Here is a 21,036-nt window from a genome sequence, read left to right as displayed (position 1 = left end):
CGCCAGGCCGCCGCAATGCCCTCTTGATGCACCCGGCAAGCACTCATTGTGCACTCGCTACGACGCGGTGGGCATCGGCGCGGGGTGGCTCACTCCGAGCCACTCGTCGATCTCGGCGAGCAAGCCCTTCTGCACCTCGGCAGGCGCCGTCGACGCGAGCACCGAGCCCTTCGCCAGGCCGGCCAGCTCGACATCGCTGAAACCGTGCACGCTCCGAGCCGTCTCGTACTGCTCGGCCAGCCGCGATCCGAACAGCAACGGGTCGTCGGCCCCCAGCGCGATCCGGGCGCCTGCCTCGTACAACTGCCGCAGCGGTACGTCCTCCGGTCGCCGGTAGACGCCCAGCGACACGTTGGACGCCGGGCAGACCTCCAGCGCGACCTGTGCGTCGACCACTCGCTTCAGCAGGTCGGGGTCCTCGACGACTCGCACGCCGTGCCCGACCCGGCCGGCACCCAGCTCGTCGAGGCACGTCCGCACGGTCGCGGGACCGCACAGCTCGCCGCCATGAGGTGCGGCCAGCAGGCCCGCGTGACGGGCGATACGGAACGCCGGGGCGAACTCGGAGGTAGTACCGCGGCGCTCGTCGTTGGACAGGCCGAAGCCGACCACTCCGCGCCCGACGTACTGCGCGGCGAGCCGGGCGAGAGTCCGGGCGTCGAGGGGATGCCGGGTGCGGTTGGCGGCGATGACGACCTGGACCGAGATGCCGGTGCTCGCCGATGCGTCGCGGGCTGCGTCGAGTACCAGATCGGTGAACTCGGTGATGCCGCGGAACCGGCTCGCATACCCAGAGGGGTCGACCTGGATCTCCAGCCAGCGGGAGCCGTCCGCGCGATCGTCCTCGGCGGCCTCCCGGACCAGGCGACGGACGTCGTCCTCGGTGCGGAGTACCGACCGGGCGACGTCGTACAGCCGCTGGAAGCGGAACCAGCCGCGCTCGTCGGCCGCGGACAGCTCCGGCGGCCAGTCGGTGCGCAGGGCGTCGGGCAGCCGGACGCCGTGCTTGTCGGCGAGCTCGACCAGCGTTAGGTGCCGCATCGACCCGCTGAAATGCAGGTGCAGGTGGGTCTTCGGCAGCAGCCGCAGGTCCCGATCCGTCATTACAGAAGGTTACCGACAGACCGCCCGGAGAAGAAACCGGGCGGTCTGCCAGTGGTCAGCCAAGGGTGGTCAGCTGAGCAGCTTGGCGATCCGGCCGATGCCCTCGGTCAGATCGGCGTCGCCGAGGGCGTAGGACAGCCGCAGGTAGCCGGGCGCGCCGAACGCCTCGCCGGGAACGACCGCGACCTCGACCTCGTCGAGGATGATCCCGGCCAGATCGGTCGAGGTGTTCGCGACCTTGCCGTTGATCTCCTTGCCGAGCAGACCCTTGACCGACGGGTACGCGTAGAACGCGCCGGTCGGCTCCGGGCACTCGATGCCGGGGATCTCGTTCAGCAGCTGGACCATCAGCTTGCGCCGCCGGTCGAAGGCGACCTTCATCTCCTCGACGGCGCTCAGGTCGGCGGTCAGCGCGGCGATCGCGGCCCGCTGGGCGACGTTGCAGACGTTCGAGGTCTGGTGCGACTGCAGGTTCGTGGCCGCCTTGATGACGTCCTTCGGGCCGATCATCCAGCCGACCCGCCAGCCGGTCATGGCGTACGTCTTGGCGACGCCGTTCAGGACGACGGTCTGGTTGGCGAGCTCCGGTACGGCCACCGGCAGCGAGGTGGACCTGGTGTCGCCGTAGGTGAGGTGCTCGTAGATCTCGTCGGTGATCACCCAGATGTCGTGCTCGAGCGCCCAGCGGCCGATCGCCTCGATCGCCTCGGGGGTGTCGACCGCGCCGGTCGGGTTCGACGGGGAGCAGAACAGCAGGGCTTTCGTCTTCTCGGTCCGGGCCGCCTCGAGCTGCTCGACGGTGACCAGGTAGTTCTGGCTCTCGTCGGCGAGCACCTCGACCGGCACACCGCCGGCCAGCTGGATCGTCTCCGGGTACGTCGTCCAGTACGGCGCGGGCAGCAGTACCTCGTCGCCCGGGTCGAGCAGGGTGGCGAACGTGTTGTAGACGGCGTGCTTGCCGCCGTTGGTGACGAGCACCTGGCTCGCCTCGATCTCGTACCCCGAATCCCGCTTCGTCTTCTCGACGATGGCCTGCTTGAGCTCGGGCAGACCACCCGCCGGGCTGTAGCGGTGGTTCTTCGGATCGCGGGCGGCCACGACGGCCGCCTCGACGATGTAGTCCGGGGTCGGGAAGTCCGGCTCGCCGGCGCCGAAGCCGATGACCGGACGGCCGGCCGCCTTGAGGGCCTTCGCCTTCGCGTCGACAGCGAGGGTGGCCGATTCACTGATTGCACCGATACGTGCGGAGATGCGGGAGACCATGGCCCCCATCCTGGCACTGACCCGCCCGTCGTCACATCCGGGTATCGCCAGGTGACCGGAACCATGGTGGCCCCCCTGGCGTTGCACGGTCGTGGAGACGGTAAGGTTCTGCCCGCAGTACGACGTCCGGCCCGAAGTCCACGGAGGTTCGCCACCGTGGCGGGGACCGGGAGCACCCTGGGGCTCAGTTCGACCAGGTGGCCCCGACCCCGTACACTCTTCTAGTCCGGGCGTAGATGGCCCTGACTCGGCATGCCCGAGATCAGGTCCAGCGGCGTTCGGAACTTTGCAGAGGGCACTAGCTCAACTGGCAGAGCATCGGTCTCCAAAACCGAAGGTTGGGGGTTCAAGTCCCTCGTGCCCTGCAAATCCTGATCGGTACAAGGCCGATCAGGCCGCCGCTAGCGAAAGAGGTAGGTCGTGACGGAGACGCGCACCCCGGCACCGTCCGGCGCCGGCAAGCCTGCGGAGAGCAAGGGCGGGAACCGCCTGCTGCGCTTCTACCGCCAGGTGGTCGCCGAGCTCCGCAAGGTGGTCTGGCCGACCCGCAAGCAGCTGTCCACCTACTTCGTGGTCGTGCTGACCTTCGTGGTGTTCGTCATCGCGATCGTGTCGGTGCTCGACCTCGCCTTCGGCTGGGCGATGTTCAAGATCTTCGGCTGACGCCACAGCCGCCGCCCGCAGCACAGCCGGAGCCCACCCCGGTTCCACCACCCGATGCACAGATGACGGAGTACAACGTGTCCGACCAGCGCGACGACGAGGTCCTCGACGAGGACGAGTTCGACGTATCCGCTGACTCCGACGACGACCTCGATCTCGACTTGGGTTTCGACGACTCCGACGACGATGACGACGACGACCTGTTCAAGGACATCGAGGTCGAGGTCGGCGATGACGACGACGTGCCACTGGCCGCCGACAGCGAGTACGCCGCTGACGACGAGGCCGAGGACGGTACCGCCGACTCCGACGACTCCGACGACGAGCCGGTGGTGGTCGTAGCGGCCGCCGACGACGCGGAGGACGCCGAGGTGGTCACCGAGGCCGACATCGACGACGCCGCGGACGAGCTCGCCGAGGAGACCGCCGAGACGGCGCCGGACGACACCACCGAGGCGGCGCCCGAGGTCGACGAGGTCGTCTTCTCGTCCGCCGGTGACGACTCCGCCGACGAGGCGGACGAGGACGAAGCCGAAGAAGAGGTCGAGCCGGCCGAGCCGGGCGACCCGCTGGAGGAGCTGCGCAACACGCTGCGCTCCCAGATCGGCGACTGGTACGTGGTGCACACGTACTCAGGGATGGAGAACCGGGTCAAGGGCAACCTCGAGAACCGGATCAACTCCCTGAACATGGAGGACTTCATCTTCGAGATCGTCGTGCCGACCGAAGAGGTCGCCGAGATCAAGAACGGGCAGCGCCGGATGGTCAAGCGCACCGTGCTCCCCGGCTACGTGCTGGTCCGGATGGACCTGACCGACGAGTCCTGGTCGACCGTGCGGCACACGCCGTCGGTGACCGGCTTCGTCGGGAACAGCCAGAAGCCGGTCCCGCTCAGCCTCGAAGAGGTCGAGAAGATGCTCGCTCCGGCCGTCGTGGCGGCGGCCGAGGCGGCGGCTGCCGAGACCGGTGCCGCACCCACCAAGACCGCGGCCAAGAAGAAGGTCGAGGTCGCCGACTTCGGTGTGGGCGACTCGGTCATGGTCGTCGACGGGCCGTTCGCGACCCTGCACGCCACCATCACGGAGATCAATGCCGACGCCCAGCGGATCAAGGCGCTGGTGGAGATCTTCGGCCGGGAGACCCCGGTGGAACTCAGCTTCAGCCAGATCCAGAAAGTCTAAGGACCCGAGAGAATGCCTCCCAAGAAGAAGATCGCTGCCCTCGTGAAGGTGCAGCTCCAGGCCGGCGCCGCGACGCCGGCCCCGCCGGTCGGTACCGCGCTCGGTCCGCACGGCGTCAACATCATGGAGTTCTGCAAGGCGTACAACGCCCAGACGGAGTCCATGCGCGGAAACGTCGTGCCGGTCGAGATCACCATCTACGAAGACCGCTCCTTCACGTTCATCACCAAGACGCCGCCGGCGCCGGAGATGATCAAGAAGGCCGCGGGCCTGCAGAAGGGTTCGGCCGTCCCGCAGAAGGACAAGGTCGGCAAGATCACCAAGGACCAGGTCCGCGAGATCGCCACCACCAAGATGCCCGACCTGAACGCGCGCGACATCGACGCCGCGATGAAGATCATCGAGGGCACCGCGCGCTCGATGGGCGTCACGATCGAGAAGTAGTACCTCTTTCCGGTTCACCTCGGTGAGCCAGCAGGAGTGGAAGGGCGAGTAGTTCGCCCGTTTACACCACGACACGAACGCTGCAGAAGGCGTTCGTACACAGGAGATTTGAAATGGCACAGCGCAGCAAGAGCTACCGCGCGATCGCGGAGAAGATCGACTTCGACCACCTGTACACCCCGCTCGAGGCGATCAAGTTCGCCAAGCAGGGTGCGACCGGCAAGAAGTTCAACTCGACCATCGACGTCGCGATGCGGCTCGGGGTCGACCCTCGCAAGGCCGACCAGATGGTGCGCGGCACCGTCAACCTTCCGCACGGCACCGGCAAGACGGCACGGGTCCTCGTCTTCGCCACCGGTGAGAAGGCCGAGGCCGCACTGGCCGCCGGCGCCGACTACGTCGGTGACGACGACATGATCAAGAAGGTCACCGACGGCTGGCTCGACTTCGACGCCGTCGTCGCCACCCCGGACATGATGGGCAAGGTCGGCCGGCTGGGTCGCGTACTCGGACCGCGTGGTCTGATGCCGAACCCGAAGACCGGCACCGTCACCCCGGACGTGACGAAGGCTGTCACCGACATCAAGGGCGGCAAGATCGAGTTCCGCGTCGACCGGCACGCGAACCTGCACTTCATCATCGGCAAGGTCTCCTTCGACGAGGCCCAGCTGGTGGAGAACTACAGCGCCGCACTGGAGGAGATTCTCCGGCTGAAGCCCTCCAGCTCGAAGGGTCGCTACATCAAGAAGACCGTCTTCTCGACGACGATGGGTCCGGGCGTCCAGGTTGACCCCAACCTGACCCGCAACCTCCTCGAGGAGAACGAAGAGGCCTGAGCCTCTCCGGTACTTCCACCAGAACGCCCCGGTCCGTTTGGACCGGGGCGTTCTGCTGTCCCACGCGCCCTGCGCTGCTCGCTCCTGCGTCGCTCCCTGCTCCGGACGCTCCCGCCCACCCCTCTGCGAGTACACGCGTGCTCCTGCGTCGCCCGCTGGGTGAGGGCGAGGTGGCTGGCGTCTCGCGCAGGGGCAAGCAGTTGGCGTGGTGCTGAGCGGTGGTCCTGCTTCGCCCGGCTTGGTGTGGGTGAGCTGGCTGGCTCCGCAGGGGTGGGCGTCTGGTGGGGTGATGGGCGCCTGCTCCGACGTCGCCCGCCTGGTGATGGCGGGGTGGCCGGCGGCTCGTGCAGGGGGTGAGGTGCCTGCCGTGTGCCGTGCACGCGTGCGCTTGCGGCGATCCGCCGGCGTCAATGGGCTGGAGCGGGCTGGCTGGGGTGGCGGCGGCCTGGCCCGGATCGGTGGGCTGGTCCGGGTGGGTATGGCCTGCCCGGGATAGCTGTGGTCTGGCCGGCGTAGCCGTGGGCTGGCGGGTGCAGGTACGACCCCGGCCGGGGTGGGGCTGGGGTTGGCTGGCGTCGCCATATCCGTGGGCTTGCTGGTGTGGGTGTTGGCTGGCCAGGGTGCGGCCGGTCTGGCCGGGGCGGGTGTAGGTCACCGCGGTGGGCAGGGATCGCCGGATGCTGGTTCTGGGTGCGGAGACGAGAGCTATCTGGTGATGAGGTCTGGGGTTAGGTCGGCCAGTGTGGGGGCGCCGACGAGGCGCATGGCGTGTTCTAGTTCGTCGCCCAGGTCGGTGAGTAGGCGGGTGACGCCGGCGGAGCCGTCGACTGTTAGGGCCCAGAGGGCGGGGCGGCCGACCAGGACGGCTCGGGCGCCTAGGGCGAGAGCCGCGAGGATGTGTTCGCCTCGGCGGATTCCGCCGTCCACGTAGAGTTCTGTGGGGGTGCCGGAGAGGGCTGCGGCTACCTCGGGGAGGGCTTGGACGGTGGGGATTGCGCCGTCCAACTGGCGGCCGCCGTGGTTGGAGACGATGATTCCTGCGGCGCCGGCGTCGGAGCAGCGGTTGGCGTCGTCTGCTCGGAGTACGCCCTTCACCAGGACCGGGAGGCCCGTGCGTTCGGTGAGCCAGCCGATTACGTCGGGGGTGAGGTCGTCGGCCTTGTCCAGGTCGTCGTCGCCGTAGTCGCCGTCGGGCAGGTTGGCCAGCAGGTGGTCGGAGGGAGCTACCGACCAGACAGTCGGGCCGTCGTCCTCCTTGCGGCCGACCACAGGAGTGTCAGCGGTCAGTACTACGGCCCGCGCGCCCCCGGCGACAGCGGCATCGAGCATCTTGAGGGTGATGTCGCGGTTCTTCACCACATAGATCTGCACCCACCACGGCGTACCGACCTCGCCGACCGCCGCGAACGTAGTACCGGCGTTGCTGGAGACTCCGAGCACGGAACCGGCGGCGCCTACTCCGGCGGCCATGGCCAGCTCTCCGTCGGGAGACGCCTGCCGCTGCAGTGTCGTGGGGGCGACCAGTACGGGGAGGTCGACAGGTGTCCCCAGCACGGTCGTGCTGAGGTCAACCGTCGACACATCGGTCAGCACGTGCGGCCGGAAGCGGTAGGCGTTCCAGGCCGCGACCGCTTCTCCGACGCTGATCCCACTCGCCGAGCCCTGGCGGAAGTACCGGTGCACAGGCTCCGGCAGCTTCTCGGCAGCGGCTGCCTCCAGACCGTCGATCCATCGCATGCCACGGATCCTTCCACCCCGCCGGCTCTACCCCGAGCACCTCCAGGCCTTCCGCGCCATATCCACCGCCGCACTCCACGAGTCGACTTTGTGCTCGACCTGAGCGCATTCGTCCGCCTGATCTGCTCGGGCGGTGCACAAAGTCGCCCAGCGGCAGGTGTTCGCTGAGTAGGCCGGGCGATGGGGAGGAAAGGCGGGGCGTGTGGTTGGGCGGGGCGGTATGGTTGGGGGCATGAGGCAGTACGGGCAGCGATTTCTGCGCCCCGGCCGGCACGTTGGTGCCGACGGGGTGAGTCGCTGCTGCGCTCTCTCCTGAGGTGACCGCGGCCGGTCGGGGTGTGTTCTTCCCCGGACCCGCTGCTCACAGGAGAGATAACTCATGGCTGTACTCACTACCGAAGAACTCAACGACAACCTCGCCCTGCGCGACCTGGCCGATCCGGCTCAAGGACCGCATGCGATCCAGCTGGTCGTCGACCAGGTCCGTACTGCGCTCAGCCACGCCTGGCCGTACACGGAGATCTGGACCCGCCGCGACCATCCGGTCGTCACCCTGGCCGACAACTACGACAACCTCGGGTACGCCGCCGGCGCGGTCACCCGCGAAGAGCGCTACACCCGCTACGCCTCGCCGACCCAGGTACTGCGAAGCCACACCTCCGCCATGATCCCGCCAGCCCTGCGCGAGCTGGCTGCGTCAGAGGCATCCGATGTACTGATGGTCTGCGCCGGCATCTGCTACCGCCGCGACTCCGTCGACTGGCAACACACCGGTACGCCGCACCAGCTCGACCTCTGGCGGATCAGCCGCAACGTCACGCTCGGCGAACCCGAACTGGAAGCCATGATCGCCAAGCTCGTCGAGACGGTCCTGCCCGGCCAGACCTACCGCACAGTCCCGGCCGTCCACCCGTACACAATCCACGGTCGCCAGATCGACGTGCTGCTCGACGACCAATGGATCGAGATCGGCGAATGTGGAGTCGCGGCTCCCGCCGTACTCCGCAAGGCCGGGCTCGACGAGAGCTGGACGGGACTCGCGATGGGCCCTGGCCTCGACCGGCTGCTCATGCTGCACAAGGGGATCCGGGACATCCGGTTGCTCAGGTCAACCGATCCACGAGTCGCCGAGCAGATGCTGGACCTCTCGCCGTACAAGCCGGTCTCCGCAATGCCCGCCGTCAAGCGTGACCTGTCGGTCGTGGTCGGGCCGGACGTCGACCTCTCGGAGGAGCTGCTCGGGGACCGGGTCCGGCGTGCGTTGGGCGTCGCCGACGTGGCGGAATCGGTCGAGATACGCGGCGAGACGGCGTACGACGACCTTCCCGCGGCTGCGAGGGAACGGCTTCAGCTCACGAAGGGCCAGCGGAACGTGCTGGTCAGGCTGGTGCTCAGACCGCTCGACCGGACGCTGACCGATGCCGAAGCGAATCAGCTCCGTGACCGGGTGTACGAAGAGTTGCACGAGGGATCAGTGCTGGAACTGATAGGCCGATAGTCGCCCGCTCGGGGCGTGGCCGGAGGGTCCTGCTGGCGAGAACGAATGCGCAGATCGCCAGCGGGAGCTCCAGCACCAGGCCTTGGGCCAGTGCGAGATGGTGGTCGAGACCGGGACCGGAGGTGCTGATGTCGAACCAGGCGTCCGCGACCAGCAAGGTCCCGGCCGCGACCGCGGTCAGCGCCGCGCGGGGATCGCGGCGGTGCAACAGAAAGGCAGTCAGACCAGCGGTCACCGCGATGGCCAGGTCGAGCCCGATCCAGGCGAGGTTCCAGTTGTTGGCCTCGTAAGTGGATGGCAGCGTGACGGCAAGGATCAGCACCCAAGGCAGCAGCACGACCGCCACTCCGCCCGCGACCAAGGTCGCGATGCCGACCGCGGACCGGCGCGGACGGATCTTCCCGTCCAGCCGCCCCTCGGCGAGGTAGTCGTCCAGCGCCTCGGCGATCCGGTCGTCGATGGCGTCTCCCAGCACGTTATTGATCAGCGTCGTCATGCCTTCGAGAATTCCTTGATGTGTGCCATGGCACAGCCCGGCCAGCCCACGAACCCGGGTGGGGGATAACCCCCGGTCGATCCGGGGGTTTCCCGGCTGCCCAGTGGTCACGCCGGGTCGTAGGTTGTTGCTCATGGCCAACAACCTCGGTATGAGCGCAGTGCCCTGGACGCCCTGGCGGCTGTGGCGCTCGCCGTACCTGTGGCTGGCCACTGTGCACCTGGTGCTCGACATAGCCGTAGTGGTCGTCGCCGGGCTCCTTGTCCTCGTACTGCTCACGGTGGCGGCCCTTGCTCTGCCGCTGGCCGCCATAGGGCTTCCGCTGACCCAGTGGGCCACCCGGGGCGTCTACACCCTCGGCGGCTGGGAGCGCACCAGGGCGAAGCTCACCAGGGAACAGGTGATCCTTGCGCTGATCCCACCCGAGCAGACCGGCAGCACGGCCGCTGATGCTCGGGCCGCCCTCGCGGACCGCGGGCTGTGGCGCCAGTTCCTGTACTTCCTCCTGCTGCTGCCCATGGCCCTGGTCTCGCTCCTCGGGGTAGTAGTGGCCTGGTCCGTGCCGCCCGTACTGATCGCCTTGCCGGTCTTCTTCGACAAGTTCTCCGCAGGCCGGGCACAGGTCGGCCCATTCGTGATCGACTCGTCAGACGAGGCACTGCGGATCACAGGTATCGCCCTGCTGTTCCTGCTGCTGGTATCGCCCCTACTGATCCGAGGGCTCTCGGCGGTCGACGCCATGCTGGCTCGTAGCTTCCTCGGGCGGTCCGAGACAGGCGAGTTGGCTGAGCGCGTCGACCAACTGGTCACCAGCCGGCAGCAGGTCGTCGACTCCGCCGAGGGCGAGCGGCGGCGGATGGAGCGCGATCTGCACGACGGTGCCCAGCAGCGGCTGGTATCGCTGGCCATGACGCTCGGCCGGGCCAAGAACAAGGCTGCCGGTACCGAGATACAGCCTCTGATCGAGGAAGCGCACGCCGAGGCGCTGCTGGCGATCAGCGAGCTGCGCGACCTGACCAGAGGGCTGCACCCGCCCGTACTGACCGATCGAGGACTCGATGCGGCGATCTCGGCGGTGGCCGCGCGAGCGCCGTTGCCCGTGCGGGTGGAGATACAGATCGATCCGAGGCCGTCGCTGACGATCGAGTCGATCGCGTACTTCGTCGTCACCGAGGCACTCACCAACGTGGCCAAGCACGCCCAGGCCGCGCGGGCCGAGGTCCGGATCCATCGGGCCGGCGATGTGCTCACCATCGTGGTCGCCGACGACGGTCGCGGCGGCGCCGACGCCGGGCTCGGTACCGGACTCCGCGGCCTGGCAGACCGGGTCGGCGGCGTCGACGGAACTCTCACTGTGACCAGCCCGCTCGGCGGCCCGACCACCCTCACCGCGGAGGTGCCCTGTGCTCACTGATCATCGAGGACCGGACGGAGGAGTCATGCGGGTAGTGATCGCCGAGGACTCGGTCCTGCTGCGTGAAGGGCTGGTCCGGTTGCTCGAGGAGCAGGACTGCGAGGTGGTGGCCGTGGTCGGTGACGGCGACGGGCTGCTCAAAGCGGTCGACGAGCATCGGCCGGACGTCTGCGTCGTCGACGTACGGATGCCGCCGACGTTCACCGACGAAGGGCTACGGGCCGCGCTCGTGGTCCGGCAGCGGTCGCCGGAGATCGGGGTGCTGGTGCTCTCGCAGTACGTCGAGGAGCGCTATGCCAGCGAGCTGATCGGCAACAACCCCGGCGGGGTCGGCTATCTGCTGAAGGACCGGGTGGCCGATGTCGACCAGTTCATCGACGGGCTGCGCCGGGTCGCGGCCGGTGGTGCTGCGCTCGACCCCGAGGTGATCTCGCAACTCCTGGTCCGGTCCCGCCGGGCCGACCCGCTCAAAGCTTTGAGCCCACGCGAGCAGGATGTCTTGCGAGCGATGGCAGAGGGACGTTCGAACGCAGGGATCGCGGAGGCGCTGGTGGTCGGCGAGGGGTCGGTCGAGAAGCACATCAGCAACATCTTCGCCAAGCTCGGCCTGGCCGCCACGGACGGCGAGCACCGGCGGGTCCGCGCCGTACTCAAGTACCTGGAGGACTGATGACCGCGGCGCAACGGAAACTGCTGCTGCTGGGCCTGATCCCGGTACTCGCGGTCGTGCTGGGCGGTGGGGCGATCACCCTGTCGACGATTCGCGGCAAGGTGGACTACGACTTCAGTTCGGAGTACCGGCAGCCGATCGAACTGGTCACGGTCGTGTCCGACGTGCCACTCGACATCGAGCCGAGCACGGACGGCAAGGTCCATCTCCAGGTGAGCGGGACCTACACCGACGACCCGCCCCGGACCGATGCCGGGACGGTCGACGGCAAGGAGCTGAAGATCGGCGTCAGCTGCCGCAGGTCCGGCTGCGAGATCTCGGCGACCGTGCAACTGCCGTCCGCGACGTCGTTGTCGGTGACCACCTCGCTGACCTCGCTGGACCTGCGGGATCTGTCCGGCCGGGTGGATCTGCACGCCGACAACGGGTCGGTCGACGGGGTGCGGTTGAAGAGTGAGCAGGTGACGGCGTCGGTGGTGGACGGCTCGCTGGATCTCGCGTTCGTCCGCGGGGCGAGTGCGGTCGACGCGAGTACCAGCAACGGCTCGCTCCATCTCGAGGTGCCGGGGACGGCGGCGTACTCGATCGACGCCGCCGCCAGCGGTGGATCCACCACGCTCGGCGTCGCCAACGACCCGAGCGCCCCGAACACCCTGAAGCTGCGCACCACCAACGGCAGCCTCACCGTCGATCCCGCCTAGATGATCACCCAGAGCAGGGAGGCCATCCCGAAGCCGACCAGGGAGAGGATGGTCTCCAGGACCGACCAGGTCAGCAGGGTTTCCTTGACGGTCATGTTGAAGTACTTCGCGACGATCCAGAAGCCGCCGTCATTGACGTGGCTGAGGATGATCGAGCCGGCGCAGATGGCCGCCGCGATCAGCGCCAGGTGCGCCTGCGAGTAGCCCTCCGTCGTCACCAGCGGACCGACGATGCCACCGGTCGTCACGATCGCCACGGTCGCCGAGCCCTGCGCGATCCGCAGACCACAGGAGATGACGTACGCGAGCAGCAGTACCGGAAGCCCAGCGCTGGAAAGGCTCTTGGCCAGAGCGGCGCCGACACCGGTCGCCGAGATGACCGCTCCGAAGAACGCACCCGCGCCGACGACGAGCAGGATCATGCCGACCGGCTTGAGCGAGTTGCTGCTCAATTCGCTGAACTCCGCGTTCGTCATGCCACGGCGTACGCCGAGCAGGTAGTACGCGAGCAAGACGGCCAGCAACAGCGCGACGGCCGGGTTGCCGAGGAACGTGAGGAAGCTCAGCAGATCGCGCTGCGGGTCGAGGATCAGCGTGCCGAACGTCGCGCCGAGGATCAGCACCAGCGGCAGCAGGATGACCGCCATCACCAGACCCAGCGACGGCTCGGGCTTGGCCTCCTCGGGGTCCTCGGCGACGACGTACTCGTCCGGCACGGTCACCGGTACCCGCGGAGCGATGTAGAGCGGCCAGGCGATGCCGGCCACGGCGAACGCGGGCAGACCGCACGCCAGGCCGATGATGATCAGCCAGCCCATGTCGACGTGCAGCAGCCCGGCGACAGCGGTCGGACCGGGGTGGGGTGGCAGGAACGCGTGCGTCATCGAAAGGCCTGCCAGGACGGGCAGGGCGTAGAGGACCAGCGACTTGCCGCCGCGCTTCGCGGCGACGTACACGAGCGGGGCGAGCACGAAGATGCCGATGTCGAAGAAGACCGGGATGCCGAAGATCAGGCCGACCAGGCCCATCGCGACCGGGGTGCCCTTCGGCCCGAACAGCTTCAGCAGCCGGCGGCTGAGCACGTCGGCGCCACCGGACTTCTCCAGCAGCGCGCCGAGCACGGTGCCGAGGCCGATGATGACGGCGATATGGCCGAGGATGCCGCCGAAACCCTTCTCCAGCACGGAGTCGCTCGACTTCAGTGCCGTACCGACGATGGTTCGGACGTTCAGCCCGGCGGCCAGGGCCAGGAACAGGCCGGTGGCGAGCAGCGAGATGAACGGTTCGAGCTTGATCTTGATGATCAGGAACAACAGCAGCGCGATGGCCACCAGGCACAGCAGCAGCAAGCCTGCGGTGTCATGGTGCAGCCAATCGATGGCTCCGGACATAGGGGCGCTCCGAGGGGTGAATTGGGGGCGGATATCAGCTCAATGCGGCGCAGAAAGCCTTGGCGTTGCTGGTGATCTGGGACCAGTTGGCGGCGGTGATGTCGGCGGGGGAGACGACATCGGTACCGGCGCTGACCGCGAGCGCGCCGGCTTCGAGGAACCGCTTGGCGTTGCCGGCGTTGACGCCACCGGAGGGCACCAGCGGTACGCCCGGGAACGGGCCGTTGAGATCCTTCAGGTACTTCGGGCCGAGGTGGTGCGCGGGGAAGATCTTGACCGCATCCGCGCCGAGCGCCAGCGCTGTCATCACCTCGGAGGGCGTGAAAGACCCGAGCACGATGGGGATCCCGGCGCCCTGCGCGGCCGCGACGATCGCCCCGGCCTCAGGGCCTTGCCCGGGCGTGACCAGGAAGGCCGCGCCCGCGTCGATGGCTGACTGGGCCTGCGCGGCGGTCTGCACTGTACCGGCGCCGACCACTGCACCGGTATCACCGGAAGCGGCCCGCTCGAGGTGCCGGGGCAGGTCGGGGGTGGTGAACGTCAGCTCGATCACATGGATGCCACCGGCAACGAGTGCGGAGCACAGGTCGCGGGCGTCTTCGAGGGCCGGAGCGCGTACGACGCTCAGCACCCGATCGGCGCGGAGCAGGTCCAGCGTGGTCATCTAGTTTCCTTCCTGAGGGGCGGCAGGGGTCGCGTGGGCGCCGGGGGTGGCGGACGTACGGCGGATGGCGCGGCCGGGTAGGGCGTTGGTGCGGTGGCCGGAGTCGATGACGGGGACGCCGCCGACCAGCACCCAGGGGATGCCCTCGGCCTGTTGGCGGGGGTTGTCGAAGGTCGCGGTGTCCCGTACGCCGGCGGGGTCGAAGAGCACCAGATCCGCGTGGTACCCCTCGCGGACCAGCCCCCGATCGGTCAGCCGCAGCCGCTTGGCGGGCCGGCCGGTCAGGTGGTGGATGCAGTCGGCGAGCTCGAGAACGCCCAGCTCACGGACGTAATGGGAGAGGTACCGGGGGAAGGTGCCCCACGCCCGCGGGTGTGGTTTGCCGCCGACCAGGATGGCGTCCGAGCCACCCGTGTGGGTCGGGTGCTTCATGATCGCCTGCACGTTCTCCTCGTGGCCGACGTGCTGCAGGATCGTCGTCGCCAGGTTGTCCCGGATCAGCAGGTCGAAGAAGACCCAGGACGGCGGCTTGCCGATCCCGGCCGCGATCTCCGCGACGGTGTTGCCGACCGCGCCGCTGAGGGTCTCGTTCTTCACCCCGCCGATCTCGATCGTGTTCCAGTCGGTGACGCAGCCGTGGCAGCCGTCGGTGCCGACCTGCTCCAGCTCGTAGGTGATCCGCTCGCGGTCGGCCGGATCGGCCAGCCGGGCCAGTAGGGCGTCGGAGCCGCCCTCGGCGCTCCAGCTCGGCAGAATCGCCGACAGAGTGGTTGCCCCAGGCAGGTACGGATAGGTGTCGGTGGTGATGTCGACGCCGTCGGCGAGCGCCTCGTCGATCATCGCGAGCAGGTCGACGCCGCGGCCCTTGTTCGGCTCGAAGTTCATCGTCGCGTGGGTCAGGTGCAGCGCGCATCCGGACTGCCGGGCGATGTCGATCATCTCGCCGTAGGCCTCCAGCGCACCCTTGCCGTAGGAGCGCTGGTGCGGGCTGTAGTAGCCGCCGTACTCCGCGAGTACCTTGCACAGCTCGACGAGCTCCGCGGTGTCAGCGAACATCCCAGGCGTGTAGGTGAGCCCACTGCTCATCCCGACCGAGCCCTGCTGCAACCCCTCAGCCAGGAGTCGCCTCATCTCGTCCAGCTCGACGGCTGTGGCTGGGCGGTTCGCAGTACCGACCACCATCATCCGCAGCGTGCCCTGCGGGACCAGGTACGCCGCATTGCAGGCGATCCCCTGGTCGAGGCGGTCGAGGTAGCCGGCAACCGTCGACCAGGAGAAGTCGAAGTCGTCGGGCTCACCGTTCCAGCCCGCGATCTGGCGTCGTACCGCTGTCCTGGTCGGGTCGTCGATCGGGGCGAACGACAGCCCGTCCTGGCCGAGCACCTCGAGCGTGACGCCCTGGCTGACCTTGGCGGTGTGGTCCGGGTTGGCCAGGATCTGCAGGTCCGAGTGCGCGTGCATGTCGATGAAACCGGGCGCGACGACCAGCCCGGTCGCGTCGATGGTCCGGTCGGCGCTGAAGCTGCCCGGCAAGTAGTCGCCGATGGCCACGATCCGGCCCGCATCGACGGCCACGTCGGCCTGGACACCGGCCGAGCCTGTCCCGTCGATGACGGTACCGCCGGTGATCAGCAGATCGGTCATGAGAAGAACGTTCGAACGAGGTCGACGACGACCGGATCATCGGCGTCCGGGTCGTCGATGACGGGGATCAGGCCCCACTTGTCGAAGGCAGTACAGGGGTGCGACAGGCCGACCCGCAGCTCATCGCCGATCACCAAAGAGACGTCTGGCGGGAAGCGCAGGAAGCCGTGCTGGTCGTTCATTTTGGTCACCGTCATGCCCTCGACCGGCTGCAGGTGCTCGTCAGCGGATCGCGGCCGGAGCAGCTGTGGCATCGGCAGGTCCTCGTCGAACGGCAGATCCCGCTTGCCCGCGTCGAAGATCGCCAACCCTGGTTCGGGTTGCGAGGTGATCCGGATCCAGCCGTGCATGGCCGGTACCAGCCGGTCGCCGTCGGTCCGGGGCTCGGAACCCAGGGGCGAGATCCGGCGGTAGTAGCCGTCGTCATGAGCGATGTAGGCGCCAGACCGCAGCACGACCCGGGCACCGTCAGCAGCCAGCGGAGCCAGTACCTGCGCCACCTGCTCGAAATACGCGCTTCCACCGGCACTGACGACCGGTACTACGCCCTCGTCGTACTTGAGGCTCTCGTGGACAGTAGCGAGGTCCCGGAGGTAGGAGCGGACATGCTCAAGCCCCTCCTCATCGGCACCGTGCGCGATCGCCCCCTCATACCCAGCGACCCCAGCAAGCCGCAGTGTCGGAGCAGCCGCAACAGCAGCGGCTACTGCCAGCGCAGTGTCCACACCGCGAGCCCCAGTCCGCCCACCGACTCCACCAACCTCAACCAGTACGTCGAGTTGCCGCGCCCCCGAATCGACGTGCGCTGCCCGCGCCGCCTCCATGATCTCGACAGTGCGCACCGAATCCGCCCACACCATCACGTGGAACTCCGGATCGGCCGCAAGCTCATCTGCGATCCAGCGAAGCTGCAGCGGCGAGACCACCGCGTTGGCGATCATCACCCGGCTCACGCCATAGGCCCTGGCGACGCCTAGCTGGTAGACGTTCGCCAGCGTGATTCCCCAGGCACCTGCCTCCAGCTGCTTAGCCCAGAGCGCCGGAGCCATCGTGGTCTTGCCGTGCGGCGCCAACTGGACCCCATGCTCGGTGCACCAGCGGGCGAGCGTAGCGACGTTGTGCTGCAGGCCGGGTGCGGACAAGGTGAGCAGGGGAGTCGGCAGCTCGGACAGGCGCGGCTTGCCGGCCAGTACGTCGGCGACGGTCCGGCCCCAGAAAGCAGGCGGCAGCGCCTTGTCCCGCCAGCTCACCTGCTGGTCGGCCAGGGCTGCGACGGCGGCGGCATCGTACGAAGCTGACATGACGTCCTCTGCGCTGGTTGCGTTCTGCGCAACGTTCGTTGCGCATTCTGACGTCTCGGTTGTAGCATCGCGCCAGAACTTCCGTCAACGACATCCCGCCCGAGAGGACTCATCGATGGCCGATCTGGTACCTCGGGCGGTCTGTCTGGGCGAGGCGATGATCATGCTCGCCGCCGAGACCGGTGCCCCGCTGGAGGACGTCGAGACGTTCCGGCGTTCGGTCGGTGGGGCCGAGTGCAATGTCGCCGGTGGACTCGCCGCGCTGGGCATCCCGACAGGCTGGATCTCGCGACTCGGTGCCGATGGCTTCGGGCGGCACGTCTTGAGCGACCTGGCGAGCCGCGGGGTCGAGGTGGGCGGAGTCGAGGACGACCCGACCCGGCCGACCGGGCTGTACGTGAAGCACACGATCAATGGCCGGACCCGGATGCACTACTACCGTTCCGGCTCGGCTGCGGCGGCCATGGATGCCGACTTCCTGGATCGGCCCGCGGTGCGCAACCGGTTGGTCGGTGCCGAGCTCGTGCACACCACTGGGATCACTGCGGCTATCTCTACTACTGCCGCTCAGCTATTGGACCGGTTGGCGGCGCTGCGGGACACCTTGGGCTTCACCCTGAGTGTGGACCTCAACTGGCGACCGGCGCTGTGGCGTGGCACCGACCCTGCTCCGTTGTGGCGACTGCTGCGGGCGGCTGACGTCGTACTGATCGGTGCGGACGAGGCTGCTGTCTTTGCGGGCACCGGTGATCCCGACGAGTTGCGGGAGCTGTTTGGGCCGCGCGCGACGATCGTGGTGAAGTCGGATGCTCATGTGGCGGTTGCGCTGGAGCCGGGTGGGCGGCGTGCCGAAGTACCGGCGCTCACTGTCGACGTAGTGGAACCAGTGGGTGCGGGTGACGCCTTTGCTGCCGGCTACTTGGCTGGGACGCTGCAGGGGTTGCCGATGGAGCACCGGCTGCGGCTGGGACATCTGAGTGCTGCGGCCGTACTGGCTGTGCCGGATGACCATGCGACGCCGCCGGACGCCCGCGTGCGGCAGGCCCTGCTGGACTGTTCCGATGAGGACTGGGCCAGCACGCTGATCGGCCCGGCCGGTATCAGGTCTCCAGCGCTGATGGGAGGTGTGGTGTGAGTCAGAGCTTGGCTAGAGCCCTGCAGATCCTGATGAGCCTGGGGGAGGGCGACCGATCCCTGGATCAGCTTGCGACCGAGCTCGACGTCCACAAGACGACAGTGCTCCGGTTGCTGCGGACCATGGAGGTCGAGCGGTTCGTACGCCGCGACGAGGCGCACCGCTACCGGCTGGGGTCGCGGCTGTTCTCTTTGGCCGATGCGGCGCGGGAGCAGCACGTAGTACGGGCTGTTGCTGCGCCGTATCTAAGGCAGCTCAACCAGAGGACCGGGCAGACGGTGCACCTGGCGGCATACGAGAACGGGCAGGTCATCTACATCGACAAGCTCGACAGCGTGCAGTCGGTGCGGATGTACAGCCAGATCGGCGTACCGGCGGCACTGCACTGCACCGCAGTCGGCAAGGTGCTGCTCGCCGCGCAGCCGAAGCGCCAGCGGGAAGGCCTGCTGAACACCATCGAGTACCACCGGTTCACGCCGAACACGATCACCGGACCGGACGAGCTGCGCGACGAGCTCGACCTGGTCCGGTCGCAGGGGTGGGCGCACGACCGGGCCGAGCACGAGTCGTTCATCAACTGCATCGGAGCGCCGATCACCGAGCGCTCCGGCCGGGTGGTGGGGGCCGTCTCGGTGTCCGTACCGGACGTTCTGCTCAACTATGAGCAGGTGCTGGAACTGCTGCCCGACCTGCTCGCCACCACGGCCGCCATCGGCGCCGACTACAACAACTAGCCGACCACACCAACGAACCGATCGAGAGGAACCCCTCGAAATGTCTGACAAGACCGCCATCTCCACCCCCGACGCCCCCGCGCCGATGCCGGTGTTCTCCCAGGGAGTCCGCAAGGGCAACGTGCTGCAGGTCTCCGGCCAGGGCTCGGTCGACCCGGAGAGCGGCGCGTTCGTCCACGAGGGCGACGTGTTGGCGCAGACCACCCGCGTCCTGCAGAACATCGAGGCGATCCTCGAGGCCGGCGGCGCCACCTTCGACGACGTCGTGATGCTCCGCGTGTACCTCACCACCCGCGACGACTTCGCCCCGATGAACGAGGCCTACGCCGAGTTCGTCGGACCGCGCACCCCCAGCGGCATCCTCCCCTCCCGCACCACCGTCTTCACCGGCCTCCCCCTCCCCCAGATGCTGGTCGAGATCGACGCCCTCGCAGTCCTCTCCTGACCCAGGGGCACGTGGTGCTACCTGGTAGCACCACGTGCGATGTCCGGCTATCCTGGCTTCATGAGCGCACAGACCGAGATCACCCAACGCGACCTGCGGACGCGTTCGAAGGAGATCATGGACGCCGTGCAAGGGGGGCAGGCCTTCACCGTCACCAGGGACGGTCATCGGATCGGTGAGCTGATCCCGCTCCGCGGCCGGCGGCGCTTCGTCCCGCGCGGCGAGTTCGCCGCGATGTCGCACTCGGCGCCGGACATCCGGCTGGAGGACTTCCGCGCCGACCAGCAGGCCGACGTCGACCAGGAGACGGACGACCCGTATGCCCGCTGATCACCGGCAGGGGCTGCTCGACACGAACATCGTGATCCTGCGCAAATGGATCGATCCGGCCGAGCTGCCCGACGAGATGGCCATCACCACCATCACCCTGGCCGAGCTCTCGGCCGGCCCTCATCAGGTGCGCAGCGACGCCGCCTACAACGAGCATGCCGAGCGGGCCCGGCGGATGGACGTCCTCCAGCGGGTCGAGAGCGAGTTCGACCCGATCCCGTTCGACACCGAGGCTGCCCGGATCTACGGCCGGATCTGTGCGGCCGTCGTGGCCGCCGGCCGTACGCCGCGCCGCCGGATCGCCGATCTGATGATCGCCAGCATCGCCGTCGCGGAAGAGCTGCCCCTGTTCACGACGAACCCTGACGATTTCAGAGGGCTCGAGGAACTTCTCACCGTCGTCCCGGTCGCGCATCCGTCCTGAGTTCAGCTGCTGAAGTAGCTCGGAGTACGCAGGTCTTCGAGGAGGGTTGGGCCTGTGGGGGTCCAGCCCAGGAGGGTTTGGGTGGCGGTGCTGGAGGTCAGGAGGTCCAGGCCGAAGAAGCCGCCCAGCCAGCCTAGGTGGGTGATTGCCTCCTCCGGAGTTACGGAGGTGGCGGGGATGGTCAGGCCTTGGGCTATTGCTTCGGCGATTGCGCGGGTTGGGACGCCTTCCTCGGTGACGGCGTGGAGGATGGCGCCGGCTGGGGCCTTGTTGATGCCTAGGGCAACCAAGCGGGCGGCGTCGGAGCGGTGGACGGCGGGCCAGCGGTTGGTGCCGTCGGCGATGTACGCCGAGAAGCCGGCCGAACGGGCGCCGGTGACGAGCATCCGGATCAGGCCGTGGTCGCCGTCGCCGTGGACTGTAGGCGCGAAGCGTACGACGATCGGGTGCACGCCCTTGTCCTGGTAGGACAGTGCGAGGTTCTCGGCGCCGCCCCGAGGGGTGTCGGGACCGTGGAACGGCGACGGGTCGGCCTCCGTCGAGGCGCGGCCGGGCGCCGGGTTCATGCCGCCGGCGATCAGCAACCGTCGACCGGACCCGGCCAGTGTGTCGCCCAACGTCTGGACGGCGACCCGCTCGGCGTTGTTCGCGGCGGCGTCGAAGGTGTGCTTGTTCGCTAGGTGGATGACCGCGTCGGCGCCGGCCGCGCCGGTTCGCAGCGCCTCGAGATCGTCGAGGTCGCCACGGAGTACCTCCACGCCCTTGGCGGCCAGCGAGGTGGTGGAGGCGTCCGAGCGGGCGAGGCCGACGACCTGGTGTCCGTCGGCGAGCAGCTCGTCGACGGCCGCGGAGCCGATCCAGCCAGATGCCCCGGTGACGAATACGCGCATGAAAGCTCCTCAGAAAGTTATGTCAGTGACTGACATCAACAAACATAGCTCGCAATGTCAGTCACTGTCAT

23 protein-coding genes and 1 tRNA gene are annotated in these 21,036 nt (G+C 68.2%); 15 read left to right on the top strand and 9 right to left on the bottom strand.

Annotated elements, in window-relative coordinates:
- Positions 1-57: 57 nt before the first annotated feature.
- Together AB0M15_RS03065 and AB0M15_RS03060 are read right to left on the bottom strand one after the other, a co-directional pair.
- Positions 58-1,104 (bottom strand): adenosine deaminase, encoded by a 1,047-nt coding sequence (locus AB0M15_RS03065; RefSeq protein WP_363813309.1) that lies wholly within the window; start codon positions 1,102-1,104, stop codon positions 58-60.
- A gap of 69 nt (positions 1,105-1,173) precedes the next feature.
- Positions 1,174-2,367, bottom strand: coding sequence for a pyridoxal phosphate-dependent aminotransferase (locus AB0M15_RS03060; RefSeq protein ID WP_363813307.1), 1,194 nt, complete (start codon positions 2,365-2,367; stop codon positions 1,174-1,176).
- A gap of 292 nt (positions 2,368-2,659) precedes the next feature.
- Between AB0M15_RS03060 and AB0M15_RS03055 the strand changes: the two genes are divergently transcribed.
- The 6 genes from AB0M15_RS03055 (at position 2,660) to AB0M15_RS03030 (ending at position 5,987) form a co-directional block, all read left to right on the top strand.
- A tRNA-Trp gene (locus AB0M15_RS03055) sits at positions 2,660-2,732 on the top strand.
- A gap of 55 nt (positions 2,733-2,787) precedes the next feature.
- Positions 2,788-3,030, top strand: coding sequence for a preprotein translocase subunit SecE (secE, locus tag AB0M15_RS03050; RefSeq protein WP_328329499.1), 243 nt, complete (start codon positions 2,788-2,790; stop codon positions 3,028-3,030).
- Positions 3,031-3,419: 389 nt separating this feature from the next.
- Positions 3,420-4,211, top strand: a complete 792-nt coding sequence (nusG, locus tag AB0M15_RS03045; RefSeq protein WP_363814549.1) for a transcription termination/antitermination protein NusG — start codon at positions 3,420-3,422, stop codon at positions 4,209-4,211.
- 12 nt (positions 4,212-4,223) lie between these two features.
- Complete coding sequence (gene rplK, locus AB0M15_RS03040; RefSeq protein WP_020388147.1) at positions 4,224-4,655, top strand: 50S ribosomal protein L11; 432 nt, start codon at positions 4,224-4,226, stop codon at positions 4,653-4,655.
- Between the two features lie 113 nt (positions 4,656-4,768).
- Positions 4,769-5,491 (top strand): 50S ribosomal protein L1, encoded by a 723-nt coding sequence (rplA, locus tag AB0M15_RS03035; RefSeq protein ID WP_363813304.1) that lies wholly within the window; start codon positions 4,769-4,771, stop codon positions 5,489-5,491.
- A gap of 205 nt (positions 5,492-5,696) precedes the next feature.
- Positions 5,697-5,987, top strand: a complete 291-nt coding sequence (locus AB0M15_RS03030; protein WP_363813303.1) for a hypothetical protein — start codon at positions 5,697-5,699, stop codon at positions 5,985-5,987.
- A gap of 209 nt (positions 5,988-6,196) precedes the next feature.
- On the opposite strand, the gene AB0M15_RS03025 is transcribed toward AB0M15_RS03030, so the two are convergent.
- Positions 6,197-7,228: an alpha-hydroxy acid oxidase gene (locus AB0M15_RS03025; protein ID WP_363813301.1), complete on the bottom strand. Its 1,032-nt coding sequence runs from the start codon at positions 7,226-7,228 to the stop codon at positions 6,197-6,199.
- A gap of 379 nt (positions 7,229-7,607) precedes the next feature.
- Here AB0M15_RS03025 and AB0M15_RS03020 point away from each other — a divergent pair, with 379 nt between their 5' ends.
- Positions 7,608-8,726, top strand: coding sequence for a hypothetical protein (locus AB0M15_RS03020; protein WP_363813299.1), 1,119 nt, complete (start codon positions 7,608-7,610; stop codon positions 8,724-8,726).
- Here AB0M15_RS03020 and AB0M15_RS03015 read toward each other — a convergent pair.
- Positions 8,620-9,222, bottom strand: coding sequence for a hypothetical protein (locus AB0M15_RS03015; RefSeq protein WP_363813297.1), 603 nt, complete (start codon positions 9,220-9,222; stop codon positions 8,620-8,622). The two genes, AB0M15_RS03020 and AB0M15_RS03015, sit on opposite strands and share 107 nt — an antisense overlap.
- Before the next feature lie 133 nt (positions 9,223-9,355).
- On the opposite strand from AB0M15_RS03015, the gene AB0M15_RS03010 reads away from it, so the two are divergent.
- Genes AB0M15_RS03010 through AB0M15_RS03000 form a run of 3 tightly spaced genes read left to right on the top strand, consistent with a single transcriptional unit; the run spans position 9,356 to position 12,007 of the window.
- Entirely contained in the window at positions 9,356-10,636 is a 1,281-nt protein-coding gene (locus tag AB0M15_RS03010) for a sensor domain-containing protein (protein WP_363813295.1), read from the top strand.
- A gap of 25 nt (positions 10,637-10,661) precedes the next feature.
- Positions 10,662-11,306: a response regulator transcription factor gene (locus tag AB0M15_RS03005; RefSeq protein ID WP_363813293.1), complete on the top strand. Its 645-nt coding sequence runs from the start codon at positions 10,662-10,664 to the stop codon at positions 11,304-11,306.
- Complete coding sequence (locus AB0M15_RS03000; protein ID WP_363813291.1) at positions 11,306-12,007, top strand: DUF4097 family beta strand repeat-containing protein; 702 nt, start codon at positions 11,306-11,308, stop codon at positions 12,005-12,007. Before AB0M15_RS03005 ends, AB0M15_RS03000 begins: the two co-directional genes overlap by 1 nt.
- Here AB0M15_RS03000 and AB0M15_RS02995 read toward each other — a convergent pair.
- From AB0M15_RS02995 to AB0M15_RS02980, 4 genes are read right to left on the bottom strand one after another with little or no spacing between them, the layout of a single operon-like run.
- Positions 12,004-13,398 carry a gluconate:H+ symporter gene (locus tag AB0M15_RS02995; RefSeq protein WP_363813289.1) on the bottom strand — a complete coding sequence of 465 codons (1,395 nt, stop codon included), beginning with the start codon at positions 13,396-13,398 and terminating at the stop codon, positions 12,004-12,006. The two genes, AB0M15_RS03000 and AB0M15_RS02995, sit on opposite strands and share 4 nt — an antisense overlap.
- Before the next feature lie 34 nt (positions 13,399-13,432).
- A complete protein-coding gene (locus tag AB0M15_RS02990) occupies positions 13,433-14,062 on the bottom strand; it encodes a bifunctional 4-hydroxy-2-oxoglutarate aldolase/2-dehydro-3-deoxy-phosphogluconate aldolase (protein WP_363813287.1) in 630 nt (209 codons plus the stop codon).
- Entirely contained in the window at positions 14,063-15,706 is a 1,644-nt protein-coding gene (locus tag AB0M15_RS02985) for a D-aminoacylase (RefSeq protein WP_363813285.1), read from the bottom strand.
- Positions 15,703-17,007, bottom strand: coding sequence for an alanine racemase (locus AB0M15_RS02980; protein ID WP_363813283.1), 1,305 nt, complete (start codon positions 17,005-17,007; stop codon positions 15,703-15,705). The genes AB0M15_RS02985 and AB0M15_RS02980 overlap by 4 nt, the downstream gene beginning before the upstream one ends.
- 115 nt (positions 17,008-17,122) lie before the next feature.
- Between AB0M15_RS02980 and AB0M15_RS02975 the strand changes: the two genes are divergently transcribed.
- The 5 genes from AB0M15_RS02975 to AB0M15_RS02955 are packed head-to-tail and all read left to right on the top strand — an operon-like array spanning position 17,123 to position 20,075.
- Complete coding sequence (locus tag AB0M15_RS02975) at positions 17,123-18,142, top strand: sugar kinase (RefSeq protein ID WP_363813281.1); 1,020 nt, start codon at positions 17,123-17,125, stop codon at positions 18,140-18,142.
- Positions 18,139-18,876, top strand: a complete 738-nt coding sequence (locus AB0M15_RS02970) for an IclR family transcriptional regulator (protein WP_363813279.1) — start codon at positions 18,139-18,141, stop codon at positions 18,874-18,876. The genes AB0M15_RS02975 and AB0M15_RS02970 overlap by 4 nt, the downstream gene beginning before the upstream one ends.
- Positions 18,877-18,916: 40 nt before the next feature.
- Complete coding sequence (locus AB0M15_RS02965; RefSeq protein ID WP_363813277.1) at positions 18,917-19,321, top strand: RidA family protein; 405 nt, start codon at positions 18,917-18,919, stop codon at positions 19,319-19,321.
- A gap of 60 nt (positions 19,322-19,381) precedes the next feature.
- The gene (locus tag AB0M15_RS02960; RefSeq protein ID WP_363813275.1) at positions 19,382-19,651 is read left to right on the top strand and encodes a prevent-host-death protein; all 270 of its coding nucleotides are present in this window, start codon (positions 19,382-19,384) and stop codon (positions 19,649-19,651) included.
- Complete coding sequence (locus AB0M15_RS02955) at positions 19,641-20,075, top strand: type II toxin-antitoxin system VapC family toxin (protein ID WP_363813273.1); 435 nt, start codon at positions 19,641-19,643, stop codon at positions 20,073-20,075. The genes AB0M15_RS02960 and AB0M15_RS02955 overlap by 11 nt, the downstream gene beginning before the upstream one ends.
- A 2-nt stretch (positions 20,076-20,077) precedes the next feature.
- On the opposite strand, the gene AB0M15_RS02950 is transcribed toward AB0M15_RS02955, so the two are convergent.
- A complete protein-coding gene (locus AB0M15_RS02950; RefSeq protein ID WP_363813272.1) occupies positions 20,078-20,965 on the bottom strand; it encodes an SDR family oxidoreductase in 888 nt (295 codons plus the stop codon).
- Positions 20,966-21,036: the final 71 nt, after the last annotated feature.

This window comes from Kribbella sp. NPDC051718, assembly GCF_040681515.1.
In the GTDB taxonomy this organism is placed as follows: domain Bacteria; phylum Actinomycetota; class Actinomycetes; order Propionibacteriales; family Kribbellaceae; genus Kribbella.
Note: the sequence above shows the minus strand (reverse complement) of the source record. Positions and strands in the feature narration are given on the sequence as shown.